26 protein-coding genes are annotated in these 26,489 nt (G+C 69.7%); 4 read left to right on the forward strand and 22 right to left on the reverse strand.

The features are described 5' to 3' along the window. Positions 1 to 9 precede the first annotated feature (9 nt). A complete protein-coding gene (locus ACQPXG_RS38845) occupies positions 10 to 771 on the forward strand; it encodes a crotonase/enoyl-CoA hydratase family protein (protein WP_433464130.1) in 762 nt (253 codons plus the stop codon). Here ACQPXG_RS38845 and ACQPXG_RS38850 read toward each other — a convergent pair whose 3' ends face one another. The 11 genes from ACQPXG_RS38850 to ACQPXG_RS38900 are packed head-to-tail and all read right to left on the reverse strand — an operon-like array spanning position 772 to position 12,194. Next, a complete protein-coding gene (locus tag ACQPXG_RS38850; RefSeq protein WP_433464131.1) occupies positions 772 to 1,230 on the reverse strand; it encodes a MaoC family dehydratase in 459 nt (152 codons plus the stop codon). Continuing rightward, on the reverse strand, positions 1,227 to 2,438 hold the full coding sequence (locus ACQPXG_RS38855) for an acetyl-CoA C-acetyltransferase (protein WP_433464132.1): 1,212 nt from the start codon (positions 2,436 to 2,438) through the stop codon (positions 1,227 to 1,229). Before ACQPXG_RS38855 ends, ACQPXG_RS38850 begins: the two co-directional genes overlap by 4 nt. Further along, positions 2,431 to 3,339 carry an FAS1-like dehydratase domain-containing protein gene (locus tag ACQPXG_RS38860; RefSeq protein ID WP_433464133.1) on the reverse strand — a complete coding sequence of 303 codons (909 nt, stop codon included), beginning with the start codon at positions 3,337 to 3,339 and terminating at the stop codon, positions 2,431 to 2,433. The genes ACQPXG_RS38855 and ACQPXG_RS38860 overlap by 8 nt, the downstream gene beginning before the upstream one ends. Positions 3,340 to 3,344: 5 nt before the next feature. Continuing rightward, positions 3,345 to 4,085 (reverse strand): 3-oxoacyl-ACP reductase FabG, encoded by a 741-nt coding sequence (fabG, locus tag ACQPXG_RS38865; protein WP_433464134.1) that lies wholly within the window; start codon positions 4,083 to 4,085, stop codon positions 3,345 to 3,347. Positions 4,086 to 4,124: 39 nt separating this feature from the next. Continuing rightward, entirely contained in the window at positions 4,125 to 5,279 is a 1,155-nt protein-coding gene (locus ACQPXG_RS38870; protein WP_433464135.1) for an acyl-CoA dehydrogenase family protein, read from the reverse strand. Continuing rightward, the gene (locus ACQPXG_RS38875) at positions 5,276 to 6,106 is read right to left on the reverse strand and encodes an HpcH/HpaI aldolase/citrate lyase family protein (RefSeq protein ID WP_433464136.1); all 831 of its coding nucleotides are present in this window, start codon (positions 6,104 to 6,106) and stop codon (positions 5,276 to 5,278) included. Before ACQPXG_RS38875 ends, ACQPXG_RS38870 begins: the two co-directional genes overlap by 4 nt. Next, positions 6,103 to 7,365, reverse strand: coding sequence for a CoA transferase (locus ACQPXG_RS38880; protein WP_433464137.1), 1,263 nt, complete (start codon positions 7,363 to 7,365; stop codon positions 6,103 to 6,105). Before ACQPXG_RS38880 ends, ACQPXG_RS38875 begins: the two co-directional genes overlap by 4 nt. After that, positions 7,362 to 8,510, reverse strand: coding sequence for an acyl-CoA dehydrogenase family protein (locus ACQPXG_RS38885; RefSeq protein ID WP_433464138.1), 1,149 nt, complete (start codon positions 8,508 to 8,510; stop codon positions 7,362 to 7,364). The genes ACQPXG_RS38880 and ACQPXG_RS38885 overlap by 4 nt, the downstream gene beginning before the upstream one ends. Before the next feature lie 11 nt (positions 8,511 to 8,521). Further along, the gene (locus ACQPXG_RS38890; protein ID WP_433464139.1) at positions 8,522 to 10,252 is read right to left on the reverse strand and encodes a class I adenylate-forming enzyme family protein; all 1,731 of its coding nucleotides are present in this window, start codon (positions 10,250 to 10,252) and stop codon (positions 8,522 to 8,524) included. Then, positions 10,249 to 11,406, reverse strand: a complete 1,158-nt coding sequence (locus ACQPXG_RS38895; protein WP_433464140.1) for a CaiB/BaiF CoA transferase family protein — start codon at positions 11,404 to 11,406, stop codon at positions 10,249 to 10,251. The genes ACQPXG_RS38890 and ACQPXG_RS38895 overlap by 4 nt, the downstream gene beginning before the upstream one ends. Beyond that, positions 11,403 to 12,194, reverse strand: coding sequence for a crotonase/enoyl-CoA hydratase family protein (locus ACQPXG_RS38900; protein ID WP_433464141.1), 792 nt, complete (start codon positions 12,192 to 12,194; stop codon positions 11,403 to 11,405). The genes ACQPXG_RS38895 and ACQPXG_RS38900 overlap by 4 nt, the downstream gene beginning before the upstream one ends. A gap of 123 nt (positions 12,195 to 12,317) precedes the next feature. Here ACQPXG_RS38900 and ACQPXG_RS38905 point away from each other — a divergent pair, with 123 nt between their 5' ends. Further along, positions 12,318 to 13,235: a LysR family transcriptional regulator gene (locus tag ACQPXG_RS38905; protein WP_433464142.1), complete on the forward strand. Its 918-nt coding sequence runs from the start codon at positions 12,318 to 12,320 to the stop codon at positions 13,233 to 13,235. Positions 13,236 to 13,356: 121 nt separating this feature from the next. After that, positions 13,357 to 14,961: a long-chain-fatty-acid--CoA ligase gene (locus ACQPXG_RS38910; RefSeq protein ID WP_433464143.1), complete on the forward strand. Its 1,605-nt coding sequence runs from the start codon at positions 13,357 to 13,359 to the stop codon at positions 14,959 to 14,961. Between the two features lie 33 nt (positions 14,962 to 14,994). On the opposite strand, the gene ACQPXG_RS38915 is transcribed toward ACQPXG_RS38910, so the two are convergent. The 9 genes from ACQPXG_RS38915 to ACQPXG_RS38955 form a co-directional block, all read right to left on the reverse strand. Further along, the gene (locus ACQPXG_RS38915; RefSeq protein WP_433464144.1) at positions 14,995 to 15,882 is read right to left on the reverse strand and encodes a LysR family transcriptional regulator; all 888 of its coding nucleotides are present in this window, start codon (positions 15,880 to 15,882) and stop codon (positions 14,995 to 14,997) included. 29 nt (positions 15,883 to 15,911) lie between these two features. Further along, the gene (locus ACQPXG_RS38920; RefSeq protein ID WP_433464145.1) at positions 15,912 to 16,676 is read right to left on the reverse strand and encodes an SDR family NAD(P)-dependent oxidoreductase; all 765 of its coding nucleotides are present in this window, start codon (positions 16,674 to 16,676) and stop codon (positions 15,912 to 15,914) included. Positions 16,677 to 16,713: 37 nt separating this feature from the next. After that, on the reverse strand, positions 16,714 to 17,847 hold the full coding sequence (locus tag ACQPXG_RS38925; protein ID WP_433464146.1) for a thiolase family protein: 1,134 nt from the start codon (positions 17,845 to 17,847) through the stop codon (positions 16,714 to 16,716). A 496-nt stretch (positions 17,848 to 18,343) separates the two neighbouring features. Next, positions 18,344 to 19,609, reverse strand: a complete 1,266-nt coding sequence (gene ltrA, locus ACQPXG_RS38930) for a group II intron reverse transcriptase/maturase (protein WP_433464147.1) — start codon at positions 19,607 to 19,609, stop codon at positions 18,344 to 18,346. A 567-nt stretch (positions 19,610 to 20,176) separates the two neighbouring features. Continuing rightward, positions 20,177 to 21,076: an IS630 family transposase gene (locus tag ACQPXG_RS38935; RefSeq protein ID WP_433464148.1), complete on the reverse strand. Its 900-nt coding sequence runs from the start codon at positions 21,074 to 21,076 to the stop codon at positions 20,177 to 20,179. A gap of 53 nt (positions 21,077 to 21,129) precedes the next feature. Beyond that, positions 21,130 to 21,294, reverse strand: coding sequence for a hypothetical protein (locus ACQPXG_RS38940; protein ID WP_433464149.1), 165 nt, complete (start codon positions 21,292 to 21,294; stop codon positions 21,130 to 21,132). A 5-nt stretch (positions 21,295 to 21,299) separates the two neighbouring features. Further along, entirely contained in the window at positions 21,300 to 21,701 is a 402-nt protein-coding gene (locus tag ACQPXG_RS38945; protein ID WP_433464150.1) for a hypothetical protein, read from the reverse strand. 25 nt (positions 21,702 to 21,726) lie between these two features. Continuing rightward, positions 21,727 to 22,959 (reverse strand): hypothetical protein, encoded by a 1,233-nt coding sequence (locus tag ACQPXG_RS38950; RefSeq protein ID WP_433464151.1) that lies wholly within the window; start codon positions 22,957 to 22,959, stop codon positions 21,727 to 21,729. 209 nt (positions 22,960 to 23,168) lie between these two features. After that, on the reverse strand, positions 23,169 to 23,819 hold the full coding sequence (locus tag ACQPXG_RS38955; RefSeq protein ID WP_433464152.1) for a hypothetical protein: 651 nt from the start codon (positions 23,817 to 23,819) through the stop codon (positions 23,169 to 23,171). 158 nt (positions 23,820 to 23,977) lie between these two features. Between ACQPXG_RS38955 and ACQPXG_RS38960 the strand changes: the two genes are divergently transcribed. Beyond that, positions 23,978 to 25,339: an IS256 family transposase gene (locus ACQPXG_RS38960; RefSeq protein ID WP_433469908.1), complete on the forward strand. Its 1,362-nt coding sequence runs from the start codon at positions 23,978 to 23,980 to the stop codon at positions 25,337 to 25,339. 129 nt (positions 25,340 to 25,468) lie between these two features. Here the strand turns inward: ACQPXG_RS38960 and ACQPXG_RS38965 are convergent, their stop codons facing one another. Beyond that, the gene (locus ACQPXG_RS38965) at positions 25,469 to 25,834 is read right to left on the reverse strand and encodes a phage terminase large subunit (RefSeq protein ID WP_433464153.1); all 366 of its coding nucleotides are present in this window, start codon (positions 25,832 to 25,834) and stop codon (positions 25,469 to 25,471) included. Between the two features lie 6 nt (positions 25,835 to 25,840). Then, positions 25,841 to 26,293, reverse strand: a complete 453-nt coding sequence (locus tag ACQPXG_RS38970) for a P27 family phage terminase small subunit (protein ID WP_433464154.1) — start codon at positions 26,291 to 26,293, stop codon at positions 25,841 to 25,843. Positions 26,294 to 26,489 lie beyond the last annotated feature (196 nt).

A 26,489-nucleotide genomic window follows, 5' to 3' on the forward strand; every position in this document is an offset into this window, starting at 1 on the left:
GAGTAGCCAATGAGCACCGTGCTGACGGATTTCGCCGACGGCATCGCGGTCATCACCATCAACCGGCCGGAGGCGCGCAACGCGGTCGACCTGGAGACGACGAAGGCGATCGCCGCCGCGATCGACGAGTTCGAGGCCCGGCCCGACCTGCTGGTCGCGATCCTCACCGGAGCGGGCGGCACCTTCTCCTCCGGCATGGACCTGAAGGCGTTCACGCGCGGCGAGCGCCCGGCCCTGCCGGGGCGCGGCTTCGCCGGGATCACCGAGCGCCCGCCGGCCAAGCCGCTGATCGCGGCGGTCGAGGGGTGGGCGGCCGCCGGTGGTTGCGAGCTCGCGCTCGCCGCCGATCTGGTCGTCGCGGCCCGGGACGCCACGTTCAGCCTGCCTGAGGTCAAGCGCGGGCTGATCGCGGTGGGAGGGGGCCTGCTGCGGGTGGCGAAGGCGCTGCCGTACCACCTGGCCATGCAGCTGATCCTGACCGGAGAGCCGCTCCCGGCCACGAAGGCGCACGAGTACGGGCTGGTCAACGTGCTCACCGAGCCGGGCGGTGCCCTCGATGAGGCACGGGCGCTCGCCGCCCGGATCGCGGCGAACGCGCCGTTCGCGGTGCGCGCGTCCAAGCGGATCGTCGCGGAGTCGGTGAGCTACACCGACACGGAGGCGTTCGCGGAGCAGCGGAAGGTGTGGTTGGAGGTGACGGCGTCCGCCGACGCGATGGAGGGTGCCCGTGCCTTCGCCGAGAAGCGGGCGCCCGTCTGGCAGGACCGCTGATCAGCGGACGACGATGGTGACGGTCTCGGCCACGCAGGCCGGTTTGTCCACCCCGTCGATCTCGATCGTGTAGCGCGTCGTGAGAGCGTTCCCCGCCCCCGTCTCCCGTAGGTCGACGAAGGTCGCCCGCGCCCGCAGGCGCGATCCCACGGGCACGGGGGCGGGGAAGCGCCCCTTGTTGAGGCCGTAGTTGACGCGCGCCTGCCCCAGATCGAGGCGGAAGAGCTGCTGGCCGAACATGGGGATCAGCGACAGGGTCAGGTATCCGTGCGCGATGGTGCCGCCGAACGGGCCGGACGCGGCCCGTTCGGCGTCGACGTGGATCCACTGGTGGTCCCCGGTGGCATCGGCGAAGGCGTCGACGCGCTCCTGATCGACGACCAGCCACTCGCCGGGCCCGATCGGCCGGTCGAGGGCGCCCTTCACCTCTTCGAGGGACGCGAAGACGCGCACGGTCATGCCGTCACCCGCTCGAGGACGGCCGCCAGCCCCTGGCCGCCGCCGATGCACATGGTCTCCAGCCCGTACCGGGCCTCCCTCCGGTGCAGCTCCCGGGACAGCGTCGCCAGCATCCGCGCGCCGGTCGCGCCGACCGGATGCCCGAGCGAGATGCCGGAGCCGTGGACGTTCGTGCGCTCCAGATCCTCGTCGGCGAACTTCCATTCCCGCATGACCGCCAGCGCCTGCGCCGCGAACGCCTCGTTCAGCTCGATGAGGTCCATGTCGTTCAGTGTCAGGCCGGCGCGGTCCAGGGCGGCCGCGGTGGCCGGGACCGGGCCGATGCCCATGGTCTTCGGCTCGACGCCCGCCACCGCCCACGACACCAGCCGGACCAGCGGCCGCAGCCCGAGCCGTTCGGCGCGCTCCGGCGTGGTGACGACGCACATCGCGGCCGCGTCGTTCTGGCCGCTGGCATTGCCGGCCGTGACCGTCGCCTCCGGGTCGGAGCCGAGCAGGATCGGCTTGAGCCTGCCGAGCGACTCCAGCGAGGCGTCGGCGCGCGGATGCTCGTCGGCATCGACGACGATCTCGCCGCCCCTGGTCCTGACCGGGGTCGGGATGATCTCTTCGGCCAGGATCCCGCCGGCCTGGGCCTTGACCGCCCGCTGGTGCGACAGCAGGGCCAGCTCGTCCTGCTCCTCGCGAGAGATCGTGTACGCCCGGCGCAGGTTCTCGGCCGTCTCGAGCATGCCGCCGGGGACGGGATGGCTCCGGCCGCCCGCGGTCTGTCGGGCACGCGTGAGGCTGTCGTGCATCGCGACGCCGTTCCTCGCGCCCCACCGCATGTCCACCGAGTAGAACGTGGCGTTGCTCATGCTCTCGGTCCCACCGGCGACCACGACCTCGTGGACCCCGGTCTGCACCTGCATGGCGGCCTGGATGACGGCCTGCAGGCCCGAGCCGCACCGGCGGTCGAGGTGCAGGCCCGGGACGGTGACGGGCAGGCCGGCGTCGAGCGCGACGATCCGGCCGATCGCGGGCGCCTCGCTGCTGGCGTTGCAGTGGCCGAGGACGACGTCCTCGATCGCCGCCGGCGGGAGGCCGGTGCGGTCGATCAGTCCCTTCAGGGCCGCCACCCCGAGGTCGACCGCCGTCAGGCTCCTGAAAGCGCCGCCGTAGCGGCCGATCGGGGTACGGACGGGCTCGCAGATGACCGCTTCACGCATGGCCGGTCCCTTCTTCCTGGCGGGGCTCGAACTCGATCGTCAAGGTGGTGCTGGGGATGGGACCGGCTGCGCTGCCTTCCGGGCCGAACAGGCCCAGGGTGAACGCGTCCGGCGCGGCGCCCTCGACCCGCCGCAGCCGCGCGCCCTGGCCGCAGAACAGGGGTTTGCGGTTCCTGTGCCGCATGCGGGAGACCCGGGCCTCGTGCTTTTCGAGGCGGAGGACCTCCGCGAGGGCCAGCGTCATCAGGGGCCCGTGCACCACCAGGCCGGGATAGCCCTCGACTCGCGTGGCGTACGGCCAGTCGTAGTGGATCCGGTGCGCGTTCGACGTCGCCGCGCCGAATCGCATGAGCAGGGCCGGATCGGTGGCGAGGTCCCAGGACCACTCGCCGGCCCGCGTGAGGGGAGCGCCGGAAGGAGCCAGCCCGGCCGCCTCCTCGGCCGGGCTCGCCGAGGGCGAGACGGCCCCGGCGTCCCGGTAGATGATGTCCTGCCGCTCATCGATCGCCAGCCGGTCGTCCTCGTCGTACAGCTTGGTGGAGACGACCACGACGACCAGCTTTCCCGAGCGCCCGGACTTCTCGGTGACCGATTCCACGCGGGCCTCCCGGCGCACCGTGCTCCCCACGGTGAGCGGAGCGTGGAAGGCGGCCTCACCGCCGGCGAACATCCGCCGAGGCAGCTCCACGGGAGGCAGGAACGAACCGCGCGCCGGATGGCCGTCCACGCCGAGCGTGGACGAGACCGGCCAGCGGGCCAATGCGAGCCAGTGCCACAGCGGCGGCAGGGCGTCTCCGGGGCCGACCGGGGGAGTCCCATCGTCGAACAGCGCGGACAGCGTCGCCACGGGGTGGGGATCGACGGTCTCGAAGGTGGTGATGGTGTGCGGTTCCCAGTTCATCGGCTTTACATGAACCTTCCGCCGGTCACTTCCAGCACGGTGCCGGTCATGTAGGAGGACAGGTCCGAGGCCAGGAACAGGGCGACGGAGGCGACCTCGCCCGGCTCGCCGGCGCGGCGCATCGGGATCTCGGCCATCTTCTGGTCCCACGCCTTCTGCGGCATCGCCTCGGTCATGGCCGAACGGATCAGGCCCGGCTGGATGGCGTTGATCCGGACGCCGTGGTGCGCCATCTCCTTGGCGGCCGCCTTGGACATGCCGACGATGCCTGCCTTGGCGGCCGAGTAGTTGGTCTGGCCGACCATGCCGACCTTCCCCGAGAGCGAGGAGATGTTCACGATCGCGCCGCTCTTCTGCTCGCGCATGACGGCGGCGGCGATGCGGGTGCCGTTCCATGTGCCCTTGAGATGGACGTCGATGACCTGGTCGAACGTTTCCTCGGTCATCGTCCGCATCGTCGCGTCGCGGGTGATCCCGGCGTTGTTGACCATGACGTCCAGCGAGCCGAAGGCCGCCGTCGCCGTGTCGACGAGGGCCTGGACGTCGGCGGCGCTGGTGACGTCGCACCGCGCGGCCCGCGCCACCTCGGGGCCGCCGAGCTCCTTGGCGGCGGCCTCGGCGGCGTCCAGGTCCAGGTCGCCGAGGACGACCCTCGCGCCCTGCTCGACGAAGACCCGCGCGATGGCGAGGCCGATGCCCTGGGCGCCGCCGGTGATGACCGCGGTCCTGTCGGCGAGTAGTGACATGAATGCTCAGCTCTCTCGTTCGTCATGTGAGGGGGTGCGTCACGTGATGGGATTGCGCGCGATCAACTGGGCCGCGATGACGTTGCGCTGGATCTCGTTGGTGCCCTCGCCGAGGATCATCAGGGGAGCGTCCCGGAAGTAGCGCTCGACGTCGAACTCCTTGGAGTAGCCGTATCCGCCGTGCACGCGCATCGCGTCCAGCGTCACCTGCATCGCGGCCTCGGAGGCGAACAGCTTGGACATGCCGGCCTCCATGTCGGCGCGGCCGCCGTCGTCGAGCACGCGGGCGGCGTCCCCGGTCAGCAGCCGCGCCGCCCGGACCTTGGTCACCATGTCGGCCAGCAGGTTGCCCACCGACTGGTGCTTCCAGATCGGCTTGCCGAACGACTCGCGTTCCTGCGCGTAGCGCACCGCGTCATCGAGTGCGGCCTGGGCCACGCCGACCGCGCGGGAGGCCACCTGGATCCTGCCGACTTCGAGTCCGCGCATCATGTGCGCCCAGCCCTGGTTCGGCTCGCCGCCGAGGACGGCCGACGCGGGGACCCGCATCTGGTCGAAGACGAGCTCGCAGGCCTCGACGCCGCGGTAGCCGAGCTTGGGCAGGTTCTTGGAGATCTCCAGGCCGTCGCCTGGCTCGATGAGGACCACGCTCATGCCCTTGTGCGCGGGCCGGGCGTCCGGGTCGGTCACGCACAGCAGGCCGATCAGGCCGGAGTGGCGGGCGTTGGAGATCCAGGTCTTCGACCCCGTGATCACCAGGTCGTCATCGTCGGCGACCGCGTGCGTGCGCATGGCCTGCAGGTCGCTGCCGCCGGCCGGCTCGGTGAGCGCCATCGTCGCCCGGATCGTGCCGTCGGCCATCGCCGGCAGGTAACGTTCCCGCTGCTCCGGAGTGCCGAACGTGCGGATCAGATAGGCGATCACCGAGTGCCCGCCGATGGCCCCGGCGAGGCTCATCCAGCCCCGGGCGAGCTCCTCGGTCACCCGGGCGAAGCACGCCGCGCTGACGTCCACGCCGCCGTGTTCAGTAGGCACGAGCAGGCCGAAGAAGCCGAGCTTCTTCATCTCCTCGATGAACTCGGCGGGGTACTTGTCCACCGCCTCGTAGTCCCGTACCCGCGGCCGTACCCGCTCGTCGACGAACTCGCCGGCCAGCGCGACGATCTCGCGCTCGTCATCGGTCAGGACGCTCATGACTGTTCTCCGCTCCGTGCCGTTCGCAGAATCCGTTGGGCCCGCTCCACCACGGGCCTGTCCACCATCTGTCCCGCCAGGACGACGACGCCGCCGGCCGCGGCGGCCTGGGTCACCGACCGGGCCCAGCGCAGCTCGTCGCCGGTGGGACGCAGCGCCTCGTCGGCCGCCGGGAGCTGGCGGGGATGGACGCACAACTTGCCGGTTAAGCCGAGCCGGCGCGAGTACCGGACGTCGTCGCGTACCCGATCGGGGTCGCCCACGCTGCCGGTCACGCCGTCCACGGGCGGGGCGATGCCCGCCGCGGCGGAGGCGAGCACCAGGGCGCCGCGCGACGCGGCCAGGGCATCTCTGTCGTCGGGGGAGACGCCGAGTTGCGCGGCCAGGTCGAAGCTGCCGAAGGCCAGCCGCTCCACACCGGGCAGCGAGGCGAGGTGCCGCGCGCCGAGCACCCCGCGCGCGGTCTCGATCAAGGCGATCAGGCAGCACGGCGCGGCGAGCCGGGCGGCGATCGCCCGCAACGCCGCGACGTCCTCGGCCTTCGGCACCACCACCGCGCAGCCGTGTCCGGCGATCGCCCGCACGTCCTCGTCGTGCCACGGCGTACCGGGCGGATTGATCCGCACCGCACAGGTGTGCCCCGCGGCCAGCCATTCGGCCACCTGGGCGCGGGCATCGGTCTTGTGGGCGGCGGGCACCGCATCCTCAAGATCGAGGACGACGAGCCCGGGCGCCGCCTCGTGGGCCTTGGCGAACCGTTCCGGGCGGTCGCCGGGGACGAACAGCAGCGTCCGCGCGTCCCGGACCCGGGTGATGAGCGGCGTCACCCGGGGTCCCGCTCGTCGTCGTGCGGCGGGATGACACCGTTCTCCCTCAGCTTGGCGAGGGCCGGTGCGGACAGCCCGAGCTCCTCCCGCAGCACCTCCTCGGTGTGCTGGCCCACCAGCGGTGCCGCCACCGGGGGCGACAGCTCCCCGTCCAGGACCAGGGGTGAGCCGGGCGCCCAGTGCCTGCCGACCCCCGGCTGGGCGATCTCCTCCATCAGCGGGCTGTCCCTGAGCAGGCGAGCGTCGTCCGCGACGAGATCCGCGAAGCTCAGGTAGGGCGACCACAAGACCCGAGTGGTGCGCAGGGCCTCCTCCGCCTCCGCGAGGGTGCGGGTCTCGAACCACCCGGCGAGCAGCTCACCGAGCACCCTGCGGTGCCGGTAACGCTCCGCCTCCTGGTCGAAGTCCACCCCGAGGGCCTCGGACAGCGCGGCGACCACGCCGGTGAGGCCGGTCGCGGCGAAGAGATCCCTGGAGTGCCGCGCGGTGAGCGCCACGATCATCAGCCGCCCGCCGTCGGCGGTGGCGAAGTCACGGCCGAACGTGCCGTAGACGTGGTTGCCGTCGCGTTCCCGTGACGTGCCGTTCAGCTGCGCCTCGGCGAGGTAGCCGAGGTTTCCGGCGGCGGCCAGGGCCACGTCCTCCAGCGCGACCCGTAGCCGCTGTCCCTCGCCGGTCAGCAGGCGGTGCCGCTCCGCGGCCAGCAACCCGACCGCGAGGTAGAGCCCGGCGGTTAGGTCCCAGGCGGGGACCGGGCTGTTCACCGGGCCCGCCGCGTCCTCCGGGCCGGTCAGCAGGGGGAATCCGGTCGCCGCCTGAACGGTGTAGTCGACCGCGGTCCCACCGTCCCGGCGCCCGGTGAGCAGTACGTGGACGGTGTCGGGGCGGCGCGCGCTCAACGTCTCGAAGGAGAGCTCCGGGAACCGGTCCGAGTTGCTGATCACGATGCCGCCGCGGTCTCCGCCGCCGACGATCAGATCACCGATCAGGTGACGTCCCGCCTCGGCGGACAGGTCGACCTCGATGGCGCGCTTGCCCTTGTTGAGCCCCGACCAGTACAGGCTCGTCCCGCTCTCGGCCAGCGGCCAGCGCGTCCGGTCGGCGCCGCCGCCGATCGGCTCGACGCGGATCACGTCGGCGCCGAGCTGGGCCAGCGTCATCCCGCACAGCGGGGACGCCACGTAGCTCGAGATCTCGATGATCCGCATGCCGCGCAGCGGCTGCGAGCGCCGGGTGGCCGTACCGGCCGGGTCCGTCATCGGCTCGCCTCCCTGAGCAGCTGCTTGGCGATGATGACCTTCTGGACCTCGCTGGTGCCCTCGTACACCCGGAACAGGCGGGCGTCGCGGTAGAACCGTTCGACCGGGACCGACCGCATGTAGCCCATGCCGCCGTGGATCTGGACGGCGTGGTCGGCCACCCGGCCGACCATCTCCGAGCAGAAGAGCTTGGCGCACGACGGCGCCATGCGGCGGTCGCCGCCGTCGTCGAAGGCCCGCGCCGCCTCCAGCACCATCGCCCGGCCGGCGAGCGTCTCGGTCTGGGAGTCCGCGAGCATCGCCTGGACCTGCTGGAACTCGGCGATGGGACGGCCGCCCTGCCGGCTCGCCGCGGCGTGGCCGACGCTCTCCTCGACGAGCCGCTGCGCGAGCCCGACGCAGATCGCCGCGATGTGCAGCCTGCCGCGGGCCAGGGAGCGCATGGCGGCCGCGAAGCCCTCGCCCTCGACCCCGCCGATCAGGTCGGACTCGGGCACGAACACGTCGTCGAGGAAGACCTCGGCGGTGTGCGCGCCGCGCTGCCCCATCTTCTCGTCGTTGGGCCCGATGGTGAGCCCCTCGGCGCCGGCGGGGACCGCGAAGACGGAGATGCTCTTGGTGCCCTCGGTTTCGGCGCTCGTCCTGGCGAAGACCATGAACAGGTCGGCGCAGTCCGCGTTGGTGATGAACCGTTTCTGCCCGGTGAGCCTGTACCCGCCGTCCACCCGGGAGGCGCGGGTGCGCATTCCGCTCGGGTCCGAGCCCGCCTCGGCCTCGGTCAGGGCGAACGAGGCGATCGTGCGGCCGGCGGCCAGGTCCGGCAGGTACCGCCGCTTCTGCTCGTCGGTGCCGAAGTTCACCAGCACCTGCCCGGCAATGCCGTTGTTGGTCCCGAGCATCGAGCGGAACGCCGGCGCGGTGTAGCCGAGCTCCATCGCGAGCCGGACGTCCTCGCTCATCGAGAACCCCAGGCCGCCGTGCTCCTCGGGCAGCGCGTAACCGAAGAGCCCCATGTCGACGGCCTTCGCGCGGATGGCCTCGGGGATCTCGTCGGTCTGCTCGATGACGTCTTCGGCGGGCACGACCTCCTTGCGCACGAAGGTGCGCACGGCGGCGAGCACCGTCTGGAACGCGTCGGTCTCCACTGTTGGTCTCCTCAGGTGGTCACGTGGTCGCCGGCCGGTCGTGGGCCGCCCTGCGCGATCGCCCGCAGCTCTCCCTTGAGGATCTTCCCCGCGGGAGAGACGGGCAGCGCGTCGACGACCCGGACGGCGCGGATCTTCTTGTACGGGAGGACACGTTCGGCGACGAACGCCATGAGCTCGCCGGGGTCGACGTCCGCGCCTGCCCGGGCCACGACGAACGCGACCGGCTCCTGCCCGACGCGCGGGACGGACCGGCCGACGACCGCGGCCGACCCCACATCCGGATGGTCGCGCAGGATGTCCTCGAGCTCGCGGGGATAGACGTTGTAGCCCTTGTAGATGAGCATGTCCTTGGCGCGGTCGGCGATGAAGACGAAGCCCTCGTCGTCGACGTGACCGATGTCCCCGGTGCGCAGCCAGCCCCCGGCGAACTGGTCGGCGGTCGCCTCCGGCCGGTCGAGATAGCCCGCGGTGACCTGCGGACCGCGGACCCAGAGCTCACCGGTCTCGTTCGGCCCGAGCGGCGCCGTGCCGCCGGTGACCGGCCGGATCTCGACCGAGGTGTCGAAGATCGGCACACCGACGCTGCCGGTCTTGCGCCTGGCGCCGCGCAGCAGCGGCGCGGCGGCCACCAGGCACGTCGCCTCGGTGAGGCCGTACCCTTCGCTGATCATCGCATTGGGGAAGGCGGTGCCGAGCGCCTGGAGGGTGGCCGGGTCGATGGGGGCGGCGCCCGAGGAGATCACCTGGACCGAGGACAGATCGCGATCGCCGCGCTCCGGGCTGTCCAGGAGCGCGTGCCACATGGTCGGGCTGCCGGTCACGAAGGTGGCGCGGTGGCGCTCGATCTCCGCCAGCAGTAGCTCGGGGGAGAAGCGCCCGGTGAGCACGATGGTGGTCCCGCTCAGCAGCAGGAAGTTGCCGTGGATGAGCGCATGCGCGTGGAACAGGGGCGACACAATCACCGTGACGGAGTCCCCGGGCCGGACTCCGGCGTCGTGCACGTCCGGGATCGGGCGGAGCCGGACCTCGCGGGTCCCGCCGGTCTCGGTGGTGGAGACCAGGTGGGCGGCGCGCCAGGCCATCATCTGGACGACGTTGGCCACCACGTTGCGGTGCAGGACCCGCACACCCTTCGGGACCCCGGTCGTGCCGCCCGTGTAGGCGAGGTGGGCCACGCCGCCTCCGGAGACTGTGGTCTTCGGAGGGATGACGGACCGGCCCGCGACGAAGTCGGCGAGGGCCACCACTTCGGCGTCGGCCGTCGGCGTCCCCCCGTCTCCTGGGGATGGCGCGCAGGCGCTCGGCGGAACGACCACGACCGTCCGGAGGGCCGTCTCCGTGCCGGCCTCCAGCAGCGTCGCGACGTGGGCGGGATGGCTGATCGCCAGGACCGCGCCGGTGTCGAGGAGTTGGGCGCGCAGGCCGGGCGCGGGCTGCAGCGGGTTGGTCAGCGACACCGTCGCCCCGGCGAGCAGCGCCCCGTAGTAGCCGACCAGGAACCACACGCTGTTGGGCAGGTGCAGGAGGACGACGTCGCCATCGCGGACGCCGGACTCGCGAACGGCGTGCGCGAACGCGGCGACCTGCTCGCCCAGCTGCGCGAACGTGAGCCGCTCCGTTCCGTCGACGACGGCCGTGCGGTCCCCGTAGAGCTCGGCGGCGGCGGTGACGATCTCTCCCACCGTCAGCTCGGGGTAGTCCAGGGAAGTGGGCAGCCCCTCGGGCCGGTACGTGCTCAACGCACCACCGCCCCTTCCGCCAGCAGGTCCTCGATCTCCTCGGAGGTGTGCCCCAGCTCGGACAGGATCGCGTGGGTGTCCTGGCCCGGGACCGGCGCCGGTCCCGGCAGTCCCGTGGGCGTGTCGGCGAATCGCGGCGCGGGCCGGGGATGGATCGCGCCGCCGGAGTCGGTGAAGAAGCTCTCCCGGTCGGCGTTGTGGGGATGCGCGACGACCTCGTCCATGGTCAACACCGGCGAGACGCAGGCGTCGACGCCGGCGAACCGCTCGACCCACTCGTCCCGGGTGGCCTCCTTGAACGCCTTCGTGAAGGTTTCCCGCATCTCGGGCCATGTCTCGCGGTCCCGCTGGGCGGCGAGGTCCACCGAGCCGGCGACGCCGAGGACGTCCACGAGGTTGGCGAAGAACTGGGGCTCGATCGCCCCCACGGCGATGTGCCGTCCATCGGCGCACTCGTAGGCGTCGTAGAAGGGGGCGCCGCCGTCGAGCACGTTCCGGCCCCGGTCGACGGTCCACACGCCCTGCGCCAGCCGACCGTAGATCATCGCCATCAGCAGGCCGGATCCCTCGACCATCGCCGCGTCCACGACCTGGCCTCGCCCCGTTGTCCGCGCGTTCAGCATCGCGGCCAGCACGCCGACGGCGAGGAGCATGCCGCCGCCCCCGAAGTCGCCGACCAGGTTGAGCGGCGGGGTGGGCGGGCTGCCGGGCCGGCCGATCGCGCCGAGCGCGCCGGACAGGGCGATGTAGTTGATGTCGTGGCCGGCCCGCATCGCCATCGGCCCGTCCTGGCCGTAGCCGGTCATGCGGCCGAACACCAGCCGGGGGCTGCGCTCGGCGAGTTTCGCGGGGTCGAAGCCGAGCCGTTCGGCCACGCCCGGCCGGAAGCCCTCCAGGACCGCGTCCGCCCCGTCGATCAGGCTCTGGACGACCGCGGCGCCACGGGGGTTCTTGAGGTCGACGATCAGCGATCGGCGTCCCCGGTCCAGGACCGGGTTCTGGGGTGCCTTCCGGTCGGCGGGACGCTGGACACGGATCACTTCCGCGCCCAGGTCGGCCAGCACCATGGCGGCGAACGGCACGGGACCGATGCCGCCGAGTTCGATGATCCTCATCCCGGCCAGGGGGCCGGGCGCCCTGGTGCCGCCGCTCATCGGCCCTGCCACTTCGGCTCGCGCTTCTCGGCGAAGGCGAGGGCGCCCTCCTCGGCGTCGGCCGAAGCGAAGACCGGCTCGGTGATCTCTCGCTGGCGGGTGAACCGCTCGGCCTCCGGCCACTGCCCGTGTTCCTTGATCACCCGCTTGCTGGCGAGGGTGGCGAGCGGGCCGTTGGCCGCGACGCGGCCGGCGAGGGCGAGTGCCCCGGCCAGGGCGCCGCCCTCGTCGGTGAGCCGGTTGACCAGGCCGATCTCGTACGCCCGTTCGGCTGTGATCATGTCTCCGGTCAGGGCGAGCTCCATCGCGATCTGCTCGGGGACGCGGTGCGGCAGCCGCAGCAGCGCGCCGGCGGTGGCGACCAGGCCCCGCCTGACCTCCGGGATGCCGAGTTTGGCCGTGCGCGCCGCGACGACGAGATCGCACGCGAGGACGATCTCGCAGCCTCCCGCCAGCGCGTAGCCCTCGACCGCCGCGATGAGCGGCTTGCGCGGCGGCGCCTCGGTCAGGCCGGCGAATCCCCTGCCCTCGATGGCCGGACGCTCACCGCGCAGGAAGCCCTTCAGGTCCATCCCCGCGCAGAAGCTGCCGCCCGCCCCGGTCAGGACGCCCACGGAGAGGTCGTCACGGCGGTCGAGTTCGTCGAGCGCGGCGGCGATGCCCTCGGACACCGCCCTCGTCACGGCGTTCCTCGCGTGCGGGCGGTTGATGGTGATCACCGCGGTCCGCGATTCGTGCCGCACCAGCACCTCGTCTCGGGCGGTGGTCGGGCTGCTCTCAACTGGCATGTTCCGACTGCATCATCATCGGACCGGCACGCACAAAGACCGGGGTGCGTTCGGATCTATCGCCTTTACCTATGAGTCGAGGTCAGAGGCCATCGGGTCGCCGACGGGGCGTATCGTTCGACCATGGATCTGCGGCTCGTCGCGTACTTCGTAGCGGTCATCGACCACGGCGGCATCACCAAGGCGGCGAAGGAGCTCTACATCGCGCAACCCTCGCTGTCCCAGGCGATCCGCAGCCTGGAACGCCAGCTCGGCACCCAGCTGTTCGACCGGTCCGGCCGCGGGCTCACCCTCACGGCCGACGGACGGTCGTTCGCCGGCCCGGCCCGGCAGATCCTGGCCGACGTGGAGAACGCCAAGAGCAGGGTGCACGCCGTTCGGGACCTGGTCACCGGACGCCTTGAGCTCGCGGTCCTGTCGACGTTGTCCGCCGATCCGCTGCCGGAGCTCACCAGCAGGCTCCACCAGCGGCACCCGGGCATCCTGGTGACCATCCTCGATCCCGGCAGCTCGTCCAGCGTCGTGAGCCAGGTCCGCCAGGGGCGGGCCGAGCTGGGCCTGACGGACTTCCCGGTGAAGGGCGACATGTTGCAGACCCGCGAGCTCTGGGAGCAGGAGATCGCCCTCGTCCTGCCGCCGGACCTGGCCGCCGCCCTCCCCGATCCGGTCCCGCTCGAAGCGGTCGCCGAGCTCCCCCTGGTGCTGGAGTCCTCGGCCGCCGGTGGCCGGACCGCCATCGACGAGGCGCTGGGGCCCGCCATCGACTACGTGGCCGTCGAATGCGCGCACCGGCAGGCGATCTGGGAACTCGTCATGCACGGAGCGGGCGCCACCTTCCTGCCCCGGCGGATCGCCGAGACCGAGCTGCGCAACGTGGTGGTGCGGTCCACGTCACCGCAGGTCAAGCGTACGGTGCGGCTCGTGTTCCGGCCCGGCCCGCTGTCCCCGGCCGCCACGGCGTTCCTGGACGTCGCGGCGGTCGTGAGCCGCGAGCGCCTGCCCGCCGGGCCACCGGCGGGACCACCGGCCGGCGACGCATAGGTTCGGCCTATCGGACGATGCGGCCTTCGATCTTTGCGCCAGGCCACGGCCGGGTGATCGACTGTCGGCGGGGTGCCCCTGTCGGCAGCGTGCCCTGGTCCGGAAACGAAGGAGAACCGAGATGACCCATGTGCCGCCCCCGGCGTCCGCGCGCATGACGATCAGCGACCAGCTCGCCCGGCATGCCCGCTCGATCCCCGACGCCGTGGCCCTGCGCATGGACGGCGCCGACCGCACCTACCGCCTGCTGGACGCGCGGGTCGACCGGCTCGCCAACGCCTTGCGCGTCCGCGGCGTCGAGCAGGGCGACCGGATCATGGTGATGACGTTCAACAGCCTTGAAATGGTGGAGGCCTTCTTCGCCTGCGCCAGACTGGGCGGCATCTGCGTGCCGATCAACTTCCGGCTGCACGCCCACGAGGTGGCGTACCAGCTGGCGGACAGCGGTGCCGTCCTCGCCATCGTCGAGGCCCCGCTGAGCGAGACGTTCGCGCAGGCGTGGAAGGACGCGCCGACGGTGCGCCACTGCCTCGTGGTCGGAGCGGACGACGAGCCGCTCGCGGACACCGAACGGATGGACCGCTACGAGGACGCGTTGCGCGACGCACCCGAGGGCACGCTCGACGTGGAGGTCGACCTCTACGCGCCGGCCTTCATCATGTACACGTCCGGGACGACGGGACGGCCCAAGGGCGCGGTGCTCACGCACTACAACCTCCTCATCCAGACCATGAGCAGGTTCGCCCACATCGCCCCGCCCGTCGACTGCCGGGTCTGGCTGATCAACACCCCGCTCTTCCACATCGGCGGCCTGGCCGCCCTGTTGTCCAGCGTGCTGGTCGGGGCCCGGACCGTGATCGCCCAGTCGGGCCGCTTCGACCCCGCCGAGACCGTGGACCTGATGGAGCGCGAGCGCGTCGGCTACGTCTTCCTCGTCCCCGCCCAATGGCAGGCGGTCTGCGACGTCCCGGGCGTCAAGGACAGGGACCTGTCCGCCCTGCGGATCATCTCGTGGGGCGCCTCGCCCGCGACCAAGGCCCTGTTGCACACGATGCTCGACACGTTCCCCGGCGCCAAGCTGCTGAGCGTCTTCGGGCAGACGGAGTCCAGCGCGGTGGCGACCGTCCTCCTCGGCGAGGAGGCGCTGAGCAAGATCGGTTCGGTGGGGACCCCGCTGCTCAACGTCGAGGTCCGCATCGTGGACGAGCACATGAACGACGTTCCGCAAGGCGAGATCGGCGAGATCGTCTATCGCGGGCCGTCGATCATGACCGGCTACTGGAACAAGCCGGCCGAGACCGCCGAGGCCTTCGCCGGCGGGTGGTTCCACTCCGGGGATCTGGTCCGCCAGGACGAGGACGGTTACATCTACGTCGTCGACCGGCTGAAAGACATGATCATCTCTGGCGGTGAGAACATCTATTCCGCCGAGGTGGAGGAGGCCATCGTGGCCCACCCCAAGGTGGCCGAGGTCTCCGTGGTCGGCATGCCGGACGACCGGTGGGGCGAGACGCCGCTGGCCATCGTGGTCCCGGCCCGCGCGGACGACGCGCCGACGTCCGACGAGATCGAGCAGTGGTGCCGGTCCCGGCTGGCCGCGTACAAGGTGCCGCGGCACCTCGCCGTCGTCACCGAGCTGCCCCGCAACGCGAGCGGGAAGGTGCGCAAGCACGAGCTGCGGGAACGCGCTCCCTTGCTGGCCGGGAAGTCGGCGAAGGAGTCCTGAAGGCCGGTGACCGCCTGATGGGCGGCATCCGGCCTACGGCCGGTGGGTCGCCTGCGCCAGGTCGACGAAGGCCCGGCCCGCCGGAGACAGCGCCGCGGAGTCGTAGACCAGGCCGTAGGCCCGGCTGATCCGCGGTTCGAGGGATCGCACCATCGCCCCCCGGGCCGCGGCGGCCTCGGCCATCGACCGTTCGAGGAACGTGGCCCCCAGCCCGGCGAGGACGAAGGGCAGCCGGGCCTCGCGGTGCTCCACCACGACGGACGGGCTGATGGCGCGCCCCGCGGTGGCGACGACCTGCTCGATCTCGCCGACCGCCAGGGAACTGCCTCGCGGCACGGTCACGTGCGGGATGTCCGGCAGCTCCGACAGCGGCAGCGGATCCTCCGGAGGCGCCGCCGATCCGGGCGGGAGGACGAGCCAGTACTCCTGCACGCCGAGCTCGCAGACGTCCAGGCCGGCATGGTCGCTCGCCGGCAGATGGCAGACCACGATCTCGCAGTGGCCCTCCTTAATCAGCGAGGCCGCCATCGCCTCGTCGCGGAGGTCCCCGATCCTGATGGCGGCCCTCGGGAACTCCCTGCGGAAGGCGCCGACCAGGGGCGCCACCGGATCCGCCGACAGCGCGGGCATGGCGAAGATGTCCAGCCGCCCCCGCGGCCGTCCCGCCGCGTCGACGAGCGAGCCCGCCGCCGCGACGACGTCGCGGAGGATGCGGCGGGCCGGCCCCACCAGGCTGTGCCCGGCCGAGGTGAGCACCATGCCGCGGCCGATGCGGTGGAACAGCGGCACGCCGAGCTCGCGTTCGAGGCCCTGGATGGCCTGCGAGATGGTGGGCTGGGCGACGTCGAGTACGGCCGCCGCGGCGTTGATGCCGTTGTGGTCGACGACCGCGAGGAAGTACCTGATCTGGGGCAGGTCCACGCGGCCGACTGTATCCCCGGCGCCGGAAGTCAGCGCGGCGCCATCCGGATGGCGCCGTCGAGACGGATGGTCTCGCCGTTGAGATAGCCGTTCTCCAGGATGTGGCAGGCAAGGTGCCCGAACTCGTCCGCGCGCCCGAGCCGGGCCGGATTGGGCACGCTGGCTTCGAGAGCCGTCCGCACATCGTCCCGCAGCCGGGCCAGCAGGGGAGTGTCCATCACCCCGGGAGCGATCGTGCACACCCGGATCGACCTGCTGGCCAAGTCGCGGGCCGCCGTCAGGGTCATCCCGACGATGCCGGCCTTCGCGGCGGTGTACGGGATCTGCCCGATCTGGCCCTCGTAGGCGGCGACCGACGCGGTCAGGACGATGGCGCCGCGTTCGCCGTCGACCTCGTCATGGCGGGCCATGCACGCCGCGCCGAGGCGCAGCGCGTTGAACGAGCCGATCAGGTTGAGCCTGATCACCCATTCGAAGTCCTCGACGGAGCCGGGGGCGCCGTCCTTGCCCAGCAGGCGGAGCCTGCGCCCGGCGCCCGCGCAGTGCACGAGCCCCCGCAGGTCGCCGAACTCGTCGGCCGCGTCGAGCGCCGCCGCGAACTGGTCGGCGTCGGTGACATCGGCAGCCACGAACCGGGCCGGCTCACCGAGCTTCGCGGCGGCCGCCGCGCCCGCGGAGGTGGGCAGATCGATGAGGGTGACCTTACCGCCCGCCTCGACCACCCGGCGGGCGGTCTCCAGCCCGAGGCCGGAGGCGCCTCCACTGACGGCGATGGACAGTCCTTCCAGACGCATGCGCGTAGATCCTCTCAGCCTTGATCCGGTACGAAACTCAGAGTGATTCGAGGATGGTCGCGTTGGCCATGCCGCCCGCCTCGCACATGGTCTGGAGGCCGTAGTGGAGGCCCTGGTCCTTCATGTGGTGCACGAGGCGCGTCATCAGAACGGCCCCCGACCCGCCCAGCGGGTGCCCGACGGCGATCGCCCCGCCCAACGGATTCAGCCGATCGTCGGCGACTCCCGTCTCCGCCTGCCAGGCCAGCGGAACGGGCGCGAACGCCTCGTTCACCTCGAATGCGCCGATGTCATCGATGCGCAGTCCGGACCTCTTGAGCACCTTGGCAGTGGCCTCGATCGGCGCGGTCAGCATGATGACCGGATCGTCGCCGGCCAGCGCGACCGTGTGCACGCGGGCGAGCGGCCGCAGGCCGCGCGCCCGGGCGAGCTCACTGGAGGTGATGAGGAGGGCCCCCGCGCCGTCGGAGATTTGCGAGGCGTTGCCGGCGGTGATCACCCCGTCGTCGCGGAACGCGGTCTTCAGCCCGCCCAGTGTCTCCACCGAGGAGCCGCGGCGGATGCCCTCGTCGGCCCGCAGGACCCCTTCCACGGGAGCGAGTTGCCTGTCGAGCGCGCCGGAGTCGGCGGCCGCCGCGGCCCTGGCATGTGACCGGGCCGAGTACTCGTCGAGCCGCCGCCTGGAGAGCCCCCACCGTTCGGCGACCATCTCGGCCCCGATGCCCTGGTTGAAGCCGGACACGCCATAGCGTTCCAGCACCTCGTCCGGGTACGGCCGTCCGTCCCGGCCCGCCGAACCCATGGGCACGCGGCTCATCGACTCGACCCCGCCGGCGATCACGAAGTCGTAGTGGCCGGCGATGACGCCCGCGGCCGCGAAGTGGACGGCCTGCTGGCCGGAGCCGCACCGGCGGTCGACCGCCGTGCTGGGCACCGAGTCGGGCCATCCCGCCGCCAGTACGGCGACCCGGCCGATGTTGCCCGACTGGTCGCCGACCTGGCTGACGCATCCCCAGACGACGTCGTCGATCTCGCCCGGTTCCACTCCGGTGCGTTCGACGAGCGCCTTCAGCACGTGTGCCGAGAGGCTCGCGGGATGGATGTCCGCCAGGGCCCCGTTGCGCTTCCCGACGGGGGTACGAACCGCATCGACGATGACCGCGTCCCTCACGATTCTCCTTCGTGTCCTGGGCTACGAATTCGAATCAACCACACGTGGTCGACCGGCCACCAAGTCCTGGTTGCGATCAGAGACATCGCCCAGACCTATACGAGCCCGAGGGGCCTGTTCCCTACGAAGCAACGGCGGCTGACGCGGCGCTGATCAGGCGAGTCGGAGGCCGGGTGAGCTTCCCCCCGCAGCACGGACTGCTGACCTGAGGTCATCCTCGATCTAAGGAGATCTATGGTTTTCCGACTTGGAGTGTGAGTTTCCGGTCAGCCTGCGATGTAGGCGAGGTGCGGGTCAGCGAAGAAGGACAGGACGAGCCGGGGCAGCTTCTGCAGGCGATGGAGTGCCGCAGTCGCGAACAGGCGGAGTTCGCCGTAGCTGCGGGCGGCCTGGCGGCCGATACGGTCGTTCTTGACGTTGTCGGGTCGCCCGGGGGAATCTCACCCCCGGGCTCCCACAGAACGGAGCGTGACAGTCTCCCATCACTCCGCTCTTCTCATCGGTATCCGATCGGCGTGCGCACCCATGCCCAGTGCGTGAAGAGTCCGGGGTCTCGTTCCACGAGCCCGGACCACCACCGTTTGAGCCGTTTCCAGGAGCGCAATCGCTTGTATTTCCGTGCGGCCCACCGCATCAGGTAGGTGTTGATGCGTTGCAGGAGTGGATACAATTCGTGCCGCCTGAAGCGGCCGTAGTAGTTGATCCAGCCCGCCACCATTGGATTGGTGAAACGGGCGAGTTTCGCAAGGTCGGACTCTGTCCACAGGTGCAGCCGCCAACGGCGGCCGACCTGCCCGATCGCTTTGAGTGCCTTCGGATCGATCCCCGGCGAGAACGATGTGATCATCGTCCCGTCCTTGGTCCTGACCGCCCTTGGGCGGAACTCATATCCCAGGAACGTGAACGACGTGTGCTCATGTGAGCCACGCCGCCCGATGTCCTGGCAGTAGACGAGTTTGGTCTTGTCGGGATGCAATCGCAGCCCGACCTCCTCCATCCTCGCCGCGAGCGCGGCCAGCACGTGCCGTGCCTGCCGCTCGGTCGCACAATGCACGACGGCATCGTCGGCGTAACGTTCGAACTCCACCAGCGGGAATTCCCGTGCCAGCCACGTGTCGAACGCATAGTGCATGAACAGGTTGGCCAGAACGGGTGATATCGCCGACCCCTGCGGGGTGCCGCGATCCCGCTCCACAAGGCTGCCATCGGGCTGCTGGATGGGCGCGGCAAGCCACCGCTTCACATACAGCAGCACCCAGCGCCGGCCGGTGGTGATGTTGGCCTGCACCGCTTTGACCACCAGGTCCCACGGCACGCTGTCGAAGAATTTGGCGACATCGAGATCGATGACCCAACTCTTCTTCCAGCACCGCTGACGGCATTTGGCCACCGCATCCAGCGCACTGCGCCTCGGCCGGTACCCGTAGGAGTCGTCGTGGAAGATCGACTCCGCCCGGGCCTCCAACGCCAGCGCCGCCACCGTCTGCGCCACCCGATCGGCGACGGTGGGCACCCCGAGACCTCTCGTCCCGCCATCGGCTTTCGGTATTTCCACTGCCATCACCGGCGGCGGAAAGTAGGCACCCGACGACATCCGATTCCAGATCTTATAGAGGTTGTCTCTCAGATCGGCCTCGAAGTCCTCAATGGAAACCCCGTCCGCCCCGGCGGCACCCTTGTTCGCCTTGACCCTCTTCCACGCCTCCCACACCAGCTGCTTGGGAATGTAAAACGACTTGCCGTTCGGACCTGACTTGCTCACTCGTCTCCTCCCAGACCTTTCGGCCCGGTTGCTCGCGCGAACAAACCATCGATGAGCCGGCCCCTTCGCTCCACTCCCATTACCGGAGCTTCTCCACTACTACGAGCCGGTCCGCCGGCGAGCGCCGCAACGGTACTCAGCGCCTTGCGGGTTCCTCCGCTCGGCACGCTCCCTTTCACCACACCCCATGCCCAAACCAGCATGAGGCGGGCAGTATCGGCACCCGCCTTCCCACGTTCCATGCAGGAGCAGCAGACCAGGCTCACGCCGCCTACACGCCGGACACCACCTGGCCAATAAACGGGCACCCGCCAGGCTCATCCCGGGATTTGGAAGTCCCCCCGGTTTTGATGTCACTTCTTGGGTTAACGACGTTTCGTCAGCGGTTCGCTCTCGCTCGTCTTCCTGGTCCCCACCTGACGCATTCACATATGCGCCTTTTCCCTCATCGCTCACCACGACGGTCTTCAGCCAACGCAGCATGAGGTGGTTTGGCGTCTCCCCCCGTAGGGCGACGCCGAAGGGCCACAACCTTCATCACCCGCACAGCAACGCATCAAGAAACCCTTACCTACACATGGGCTCCTCTCCGCGCTCGTGGCGCACCTTCCATACCCACTCATCAGGATTGAGCTCTGGTGAGTACGGGGGCAGGAAGAACAGTTCCAGGCGTTCGGTGCGCTGCACGAACCGCCGGGTCATCTTCGAGGTATGGATGCGCCCGCCGTCCACGATCAGGAACACCTTCTTGCCGGGGACGTCGTCCAGGAGGCGGCGGCAGAAGGTGATGAACTCCTCCGATTTCAAGCCGTTGTCGTGAACCATGAACCGCAGTTTCCCCTTCGGCGAGACCGCGGAGATCATCATGACCGAGGTGCGCGCTCCGGTCTTGGCCACCACCGGCGTCCGCCCGACCGGAGCCCAGGTGGTGCCGGCGTGGAAGTCGGTCCGGACGGACGCCTCATCTGCGAAGAAGATCTCGGCATCCTCCTGCGCCGCCCGGCGCCGGATCTCCGGATAGATCGCGGTCTTCCACTGCGCGACCCGCTCCGGGTCCTGCTGATAGGCCCGGTACAGCGGCTTCTGCGGCGACATTCCCAGACGTTTCAGCACCCGGCCGGCCGTCGCCACCGACACCCGGATCTTGAAACGGCGCAGGATCAGCTCGCCCACCATCGCCCGGGTCCATAACGCAAACCCGAAGTTCAACTGCCGCGGATCCGCACCGACCAGCAGCGCGTACAACTCCCGCATCTGCGCATCGCTCAGCTTGGCGTCCGAGCCGCGAGTCCTCTTCGTCCGCAGCGATTCCGGACCGATCAGCCGATAATTCTTCCACCACGTCAGCAACGTCGATCGATCGACGTCCACCGCTGCCGCGACCCGATCAACCGGGACCTTCTGTTCGAGCATCCGCACCGCGGCAAGACGCTCCTCGTAAGTCGACCTACGCCCCTTCTTCGCCACAACACGATCATCCCACTCAAACGATCGTCAAAGTGGGGAAACCGCAGATCTCCTTAGATCTTCGGGTCGGTGGGTAGCTCGTTGGCGTCCACGTCGTAGACGGCGCCGATGAGGAGTTCGTCGATGTCTTCGGACGCCTGCTCCAGGTGCCGTTCGGCGCCGGGCCAGACGGGGATGGTCTTGAGGAACTCCCGGAGCTCGTCGATTGTTGCGTACACAACCATTAGTGGCCTGCCATGAGCGGGTGCTGCGCCGGGGCGGGCAGCCGCGCCGCGGTCGGCGCGATCGGCTCGAACATCTGACCCGCGTCCCGGAAAACCGGCGTTAGAGTCTTGGCCTGCCCGGCGCGGGCGGCCGTGAGATTCACCAGCGCCTGCCGGACGACCTTGGTGAGCTGCTGCGGGTCGGGGTGCAGGTCGGCCGTGATGATCGGGTCGTGGAACAGCCACTCCCCCAGGACGAGGGACTGTGCCGACAGGGAGATCCACAGCATCGGCGCTGGCGCCCCGCCACGGGTCTGCTGGTGGATGACCTGGACCTGGTGGTCGACCTCGCAGCCGGCCAGCGCCGCGTGCCCCTCGATCGCGGCGATGACGACCTGCTCGACGCGGTCGGTGAGCCTCACCGCGGCGTCTCCAACAGAATCGCGTTCAGTTTTTCACCTCACTCAAATATCCGTGCACAGCGAGTAGCCGGGTGAAGAATTCGTGAAGCGTAGTCTGCGCCCGCTCTGCTGAGCGGAACTCCTCGCCACCGAAACGCACCACCTCGTAGCCAGCGAGATACAGCTCCCGGTCCTCGGCGACCATCTCGGCATACAATTTTGGGCTGGCTTGCCTTTCGACCGCGTAGTGCTGGATACCGTCGATCTCAATGACCACTCGTCGCCGCCCACGGAGCAACATGAGGAAGTCCATGCGTTGGCGTGGCAGTGGGCCGGCCGCCCTCCGCTTTTTACGGGTGTACGGGTCATAGTGCAGGTGCACCTGCGGCACCAGCGCAGGCAACTGAAACCCATGCTGCCGGAGAAGCTTGGCGTACACCTGGAATATCAGGGACTCAGGGCCCAACTCGTCTGATTTGGGACGACCGACATCGAGCGACCGGGCAAGGCGGTAGTACAACTCGTTTGCAGCGTCCCGGTCGTCCGTTCCCCGGGGCGCTTTTGTCTCTGCCCACCACGAGACCAGATCTGCCCAACTCAAACCGGCGTCATCGAGCGGTCGGTCGTATACGAGACAGAACTCCGCGTTGGTTACGATCTCGATAGTGTTACTGACCGCGTCAGCGAGCACCAGCTCCGGCTTGGGTCCGTCCGCTGCGAAAATCAGGTTCTTGAACGCACTGGTAACCCCCGAGGTCCCACTGGCTAGCACCTGCAACAATCCCCACAGTTGTGGCAGGTAGTGACTCTCGACGACTCGGGCACCGAGTTCACACAACTGGTCCTGCGTGTAGTCAGAAATGCGGCTCCGCACGTATCCGCGCTTGCTGTAGTGCGCCTCTTCCCCCTCGCCGTCGGCGAGCCCGAAGGCTCGACACACCTCCGGCAAGTCGTAGGACCTGACCGGATGAAGAGCATCAGCAATCGCCTCACGTAGCTGAATCGTCAAGGTTCCGGTGCCACCCAGTTCCGCCTTGGCGAACGGATCGGCCAGCATCGCGGCAACTGTGACCTCGTGGTGGGAACCGCCAAAGACCAACTTGTCCATCTGGGTGGCGATGGCCTGCAAGTCGGCTGGCCGGAACAGATCCAGGAAGATCGGACGCACACGCAGCACGACGCCCTGTGACTCTCCCGCCGGGCTCGTGGCGGGTTCATCGGCGTCTTGCACCAGCGACAGCAGGCGCGCCGCGCGCTGATTGCCCGCTTGCACCAACATCTCCGAAAGTGTGGTGAGCTCTCGACTCCAGGACCCGGTCCTGTTACGCCCGCTTGGCATGCCGGTCATCGTCTCACCATCCGATCACCCGGCACCAAGTCTTCGATGGTCCAGGTATGGGACGGCGAGAGGTCAAGGGTCATGGGTTCCCTGTCCATGGTCGCGTGTTTCCGCAGTTCGCTCGGATGCGACCTGCGGAGACATAGCACTCACGCCGCGAGGAGTTGGGGGCGCCATAGGAACTCGGTGGTCTTGATCCCATACCGGCCGCCGTCCAACGAGTGATCGTCGACCTTAACGGGCTCGTCGATGCCTTTCTCGGCCTGGTCGGGGTCCCAGGTGTACCCAGGTGCTTCGTCGATCCAGCCTGTACAGGACTCGTGAACGCGGAGCCGGTCTGTCGCCAGGAGCGAGGACACGAGCCGGATCCCGTCCAACACCGAGTTGTCCGCAAGGGTTGGGCGGACTTTGTCCCGGTAGAGCTGCTGAATGAAGCTCGCGGCGGACGGGTCGACCACCCAGTAGCGGGGTTGCACGCCGCGCGCGGTCAGCCCGGGGATCGGGATGTTCGCGGCCCAGTCCCGCAGCCGACGCGAGTACTCCACGTCGGTGAGCTGTCGGCGGGAGGTCTTGGCCTCGTACCGCCACTCGTTGGCGAGGTACAGGCGGCCGTCGGCGCCGAGCCCGATCATCTCGGCCGCGAACGGATTGCTTGCGCCGTAGTCGATCCCTACCGCTGGCCACATCACGATCTCGGGCAGCGCGGAGACGACGTGGCGGTCCTCCGACCACATGTCGTAGACGGCGCCCTCTGCCAGGCAGCACTGCCCCTCAATGAAGCGCCGATGCCACAGGCCCACGTACTCGGCGCGGGGGGTATCTCTTCTCGCGTGGAAATGATCTTGGTGGGTAGATGATCGAGCAGGAAGATCATCCATCGAATTCGGGGGGATTCGAAGCCATGACCGTGGTCGAGGGAAATGGGAGTGTCGCCCAGTCTGGGGCCGGTGCCGGTGGGATGGTGCCGATGTCGGCCGAGAGCCTGGATGTGCCGATCCGGGAACTGCTGAGCGATGAGGTGCTGGATCTGCTGGCCGAGCGGTCCCGCGACGAGGCGGGGCAGTTGCGGCTGACCGGTGAGGGGTCGATGCTCGGCGAGCTGGTCAAGGCCGTCCTGGAGCGGGCGTTGGAGGGCGAGCTGACCGCGCACCTGGGCTATGACAAGCATGATGCGGCGGGGAACAATTCGGGCAATTCCCGTAACGGGCGGGGCAAGGGCAAGACGGTGCAGACCGGGGTGGGCCCCGTCCGGTTGTCGGTGCCGCGGGATCGGGCCGGGACGTTCGAGCCGGTGCTGGTGCCCAAGCGGGCCGGGCGCATCGCCGGCGGCCTGGACGACATGATCATCAGCCTGTATGCGCACGGCATGAGCGTGCGCGACATCCTGCACCACCTCAAGCAGGTGTATGGCACCGAGCTGTCGCACGAGCAGGTCTCCCGGATCACCGATCAGGTGATGGACGAGGTCAAGGCGTGGCAGACGCGTCCGCTGGACCCGACCTGGGCGGTGGTGTTCCTGGACGCGATCGTGGTGAAGGTGCGCGACAACCATGTGGTGCAGAACAAGCCCGCCTACATCGCGGTCGGGATCGACACCGACGGGCACAAGCATGTGCTGGGCATCTGGCTCGCGCGCACCCCGGCCGACACCGCCACCGCCGGGGAGAGCTCGCGGTTCTGGACCTCGGTGACCACCGACCTGCGCAACCGCGGGGTCCGTGACATCCTCATCGCCTGCTGCGATGGCCTGAAGGGGTTCGAGGACGCCATCAACGCCGCGTTCCCGGCCACGGTGGTCCAGACCTGCGTCGTCCACTTGATCAGGAACGCGCTTCGGCCGGTCGCACGCAAGGATGCCGGGGCGGTGGCCAAGGAGCTGAAGAAGGTCTACACCGCCGTGGACGCCGACGCGGCGCTGGAGGCCCTGGCCGAGTTCGCCGACACCGACCTCGGCAAGAGGTATCCCCAGAGCGTGCGGGTGTTCGAGGACGCCTGGGACCGGTTCACGCCCTTCTTCGCCTTCACCCGCCCGGTCCGCAAACTGCTCTACACCACCAACGGGATCGAGTCGCTGAACTACCAGCTGCGCAAGGTCACCAAAGCGCGCGGGCACTTCCCGACCGACGACGCCGTGGTCAAGCTGCTGTGGCTGGCCATCATCAACATCGAGGACAAACGCGCCCGGGAACGCGCCGCCAAGCGCCACAACGGCGACAAGCACGCCTTCTCACCCGCACGCCTGGTCGAAGGACAACGCGCCGCCGGATGGCGCGAAGCACTCAACGAACTCGCCGAGGCCTATCCAGGACGCATCAGGTAAAGCCGACTTCACCTTCTACCCGCAAGGTCTTTCCACACCTGAAGTTACAAGCTCCGGCGCGGAGCTCGTTCTTGAACGACTCTTCGAAGAAGGGGTTGTCGTCCAGGACGAAGCGCCAGGACCGCATGTTCAGCTGGCTCTCGCGGAGCAGGAACTCTTCCTCAGCCAGTGCGACGGGCCGTCGGGGTTGGTGGTGCAGATGAGGCGAGCGCCCGGCACGCGGATACGCGACAGGCACATCGTGAAGAAACTCTCGGGAACGAGGGTGGCTTCGTCGATGTAGATCAGCGCGGCGGTCGCGCCCCGGATACGGCCCTCGGCGCGGACGTCGGCAGCGCCGACGAGGTGGACGGTCCGGCCGAAGATCGTCGCGATGTTGGTGACGGTGCTGACGCTGACGCCGTACTCGCGAGCTATGGTGTTTCGGGAGAGTTTCTCGGCCTTGATGGCTTGGAGGACCTTGGCGCGGGTGGCGTCGTCGATGCGTGGGGGCACACGGGATCACCCGCCTTCGACCAGGTGGGGCAGCGTGCGGGGCCGTTCGGGGGTCGCTGGTGCTGCGGTGCGGGTGTCTGGGAGGAGACCGAACAGCTTGGCCCATTTGCCGACGGTGGTGTCGGCTCGATCTCGGATTGCGAGGGCCGGGTTGGGGGTGAGGCCTTGCCCTTCAGCGATGAGGATGCCGGCGGTCTGGATGAGCTGGTCGGCTTCGGTGTAGGTGGCTAGGGCGTTGCAGAGCATCGCGAAGGCGGGGGCGGTGGCTTCGGTGAGGGCTCCGGGTGGGGTTCTGGGGGCGAGGGTGTGCCAGATGGTGGCCGCTTCGGGGGACAGCCAGTCCGGCGGGTCGACGGGGGCGGGCACCGTGGTGGTGGTGTTTCCGCCCCCGTCGAGCAGCTGGAGCGCGGCTGACTCGGGAGCCTTACGGCCAGGTTGAGGGGTGCCGCGCTTGGCCATCGGGTCAGGTACCCGAGTTCCGCGCCTGGCTCGGCGACGCGGCGCGCCGGGCGGGGGGCGGGGTGCTCTCCCCGCGGCCGCGGCGGCGGGAGCCGCCGAACAGGTTGCCGAGACGTCGTCGCATGGGGCCTCACTTCTCTAGTCGGATCTTCATGGTTCTCGCGGCCCGGTGGCCGTCGAGGTATTTGTCGCCGAG

The sequence above is a fragment of the Spirillospora sp. CA-128828 genome, from assembly GCF_050945415.1.
GTDB lineage: Bacteria > Actinomycetota > Actinomycetes > Streptosporangiales > Streptosporangiaceae > Spirillospora.

Bases quoted from the DNA above. Each gene is read 5' to 3' on its own strand.
- ACQPXG_RS38845 (WP_433464130.1), top strand. From the start codon at position 10: ATGAGCACCGTGCTGACGGATTTCGCCGACGGCATCGCGGTCATCACC.
- ACQPXG_RS38850 (WP_433464131.1), bottom strand. From the start codon at position 1,230: ATGACCGTGCGCGTCTTCGCGTCCCTCGAAGAGGTGAAGGGCGCCCTC.
- ACQPXG_RS38855 (WP_433464132.1), bottom strand. From the start codon at position 2,438: ATGCGTGAAGCGGTCATCTGCGAGCCCGTCCGTACCCCGATCGGCCGC.
- ACQPXG_RS38860 (WP_433464133.1), bottom strand. From the start codon at position 3,339: ATGAACTGGGAACCGCACACCATCACCACCTTCGAGACCGTCGATCCC.
- fabG (WP_433464134.1), bottom strand. From the start codon at position 4,085: ATGTCACTACTCGCCGACAGGACCGCGGTCATCACCGGCGGCGCCCAG.
- ACQPXG_RS38870 (WP_433464135.1), bottom strand. From the start codon at position 5,279: ATGAGCGTCCTGACCGATGACGAGCGCGAGATCGTCGCGCTGGCCGGC.
- ACQPXG_RS38880 (WP_433464137.1), bottom strand. From the start codon at position 7,365: ATGACGGACCCGGCCGGTACGGCCACCCGGCGCTCGCAGCCGCTGCGC.
- ACQPXG_RS38895 (WP_433464140.1), bottom strand. From the start codon at position 11,406: ATGAGCGGCGGCACCAGGGCGCCCGGCCCCCTGGCCGGGATGAGGATC.
- ACQPXG_RS38900 (WP_433464141.1), bottom strand. From the start codon at position 12,194: ATGCCAGTTGAGAGCAGCCCGACCACCGCCCGAGACGAGGTGCTGGTG.
- ACQPXG_RS38905 (WP_433464142.1), top strand. From the start codon at position 12,318: ATGGATCTGCGGCTCGTCGCGTACTTCGTAGCGGTCATCGACCACGGC.
- ACQPXG_RS38910 (WP_433464143.1), top strand. From the start codon at position 13,357: ATGACCCATGTGCCGCCCCCGGCGTCCGCGCGCATGACGATCAGCGAC.
- ACQPXG_RS38920 (WP_433464145.1), bottom strand. From the start codon at position 16,676: ATGCGTCTGGAAGGACTGTCCATCGCCGTCAGTGGAGGCGCCTCCGGC.
- ACQPXG_RS38950 (WP_433464151.1), bottom strand. From the start codon at position 22,959: ATGTTGGTGCAAGCGGGCAATCAGCGCGCGGCGCGCCTGCTGTCGCTG.
- ACQPXG_RS38960 (WP_433469908.1), top strand. From the start codon at position 23,978: ATGGTGCCGATGTCGGCCGAGAGCCTGGATGTGCCGATCCGGGAACTG.
- ACQPXG_RS38970 (WP_433464154.1), bottom strand. From the start codon at position 26,293: ATGGCCAAGCGCGGCACCCCTCAACCTGGCCGTAAGGCTCCCGAGTCA.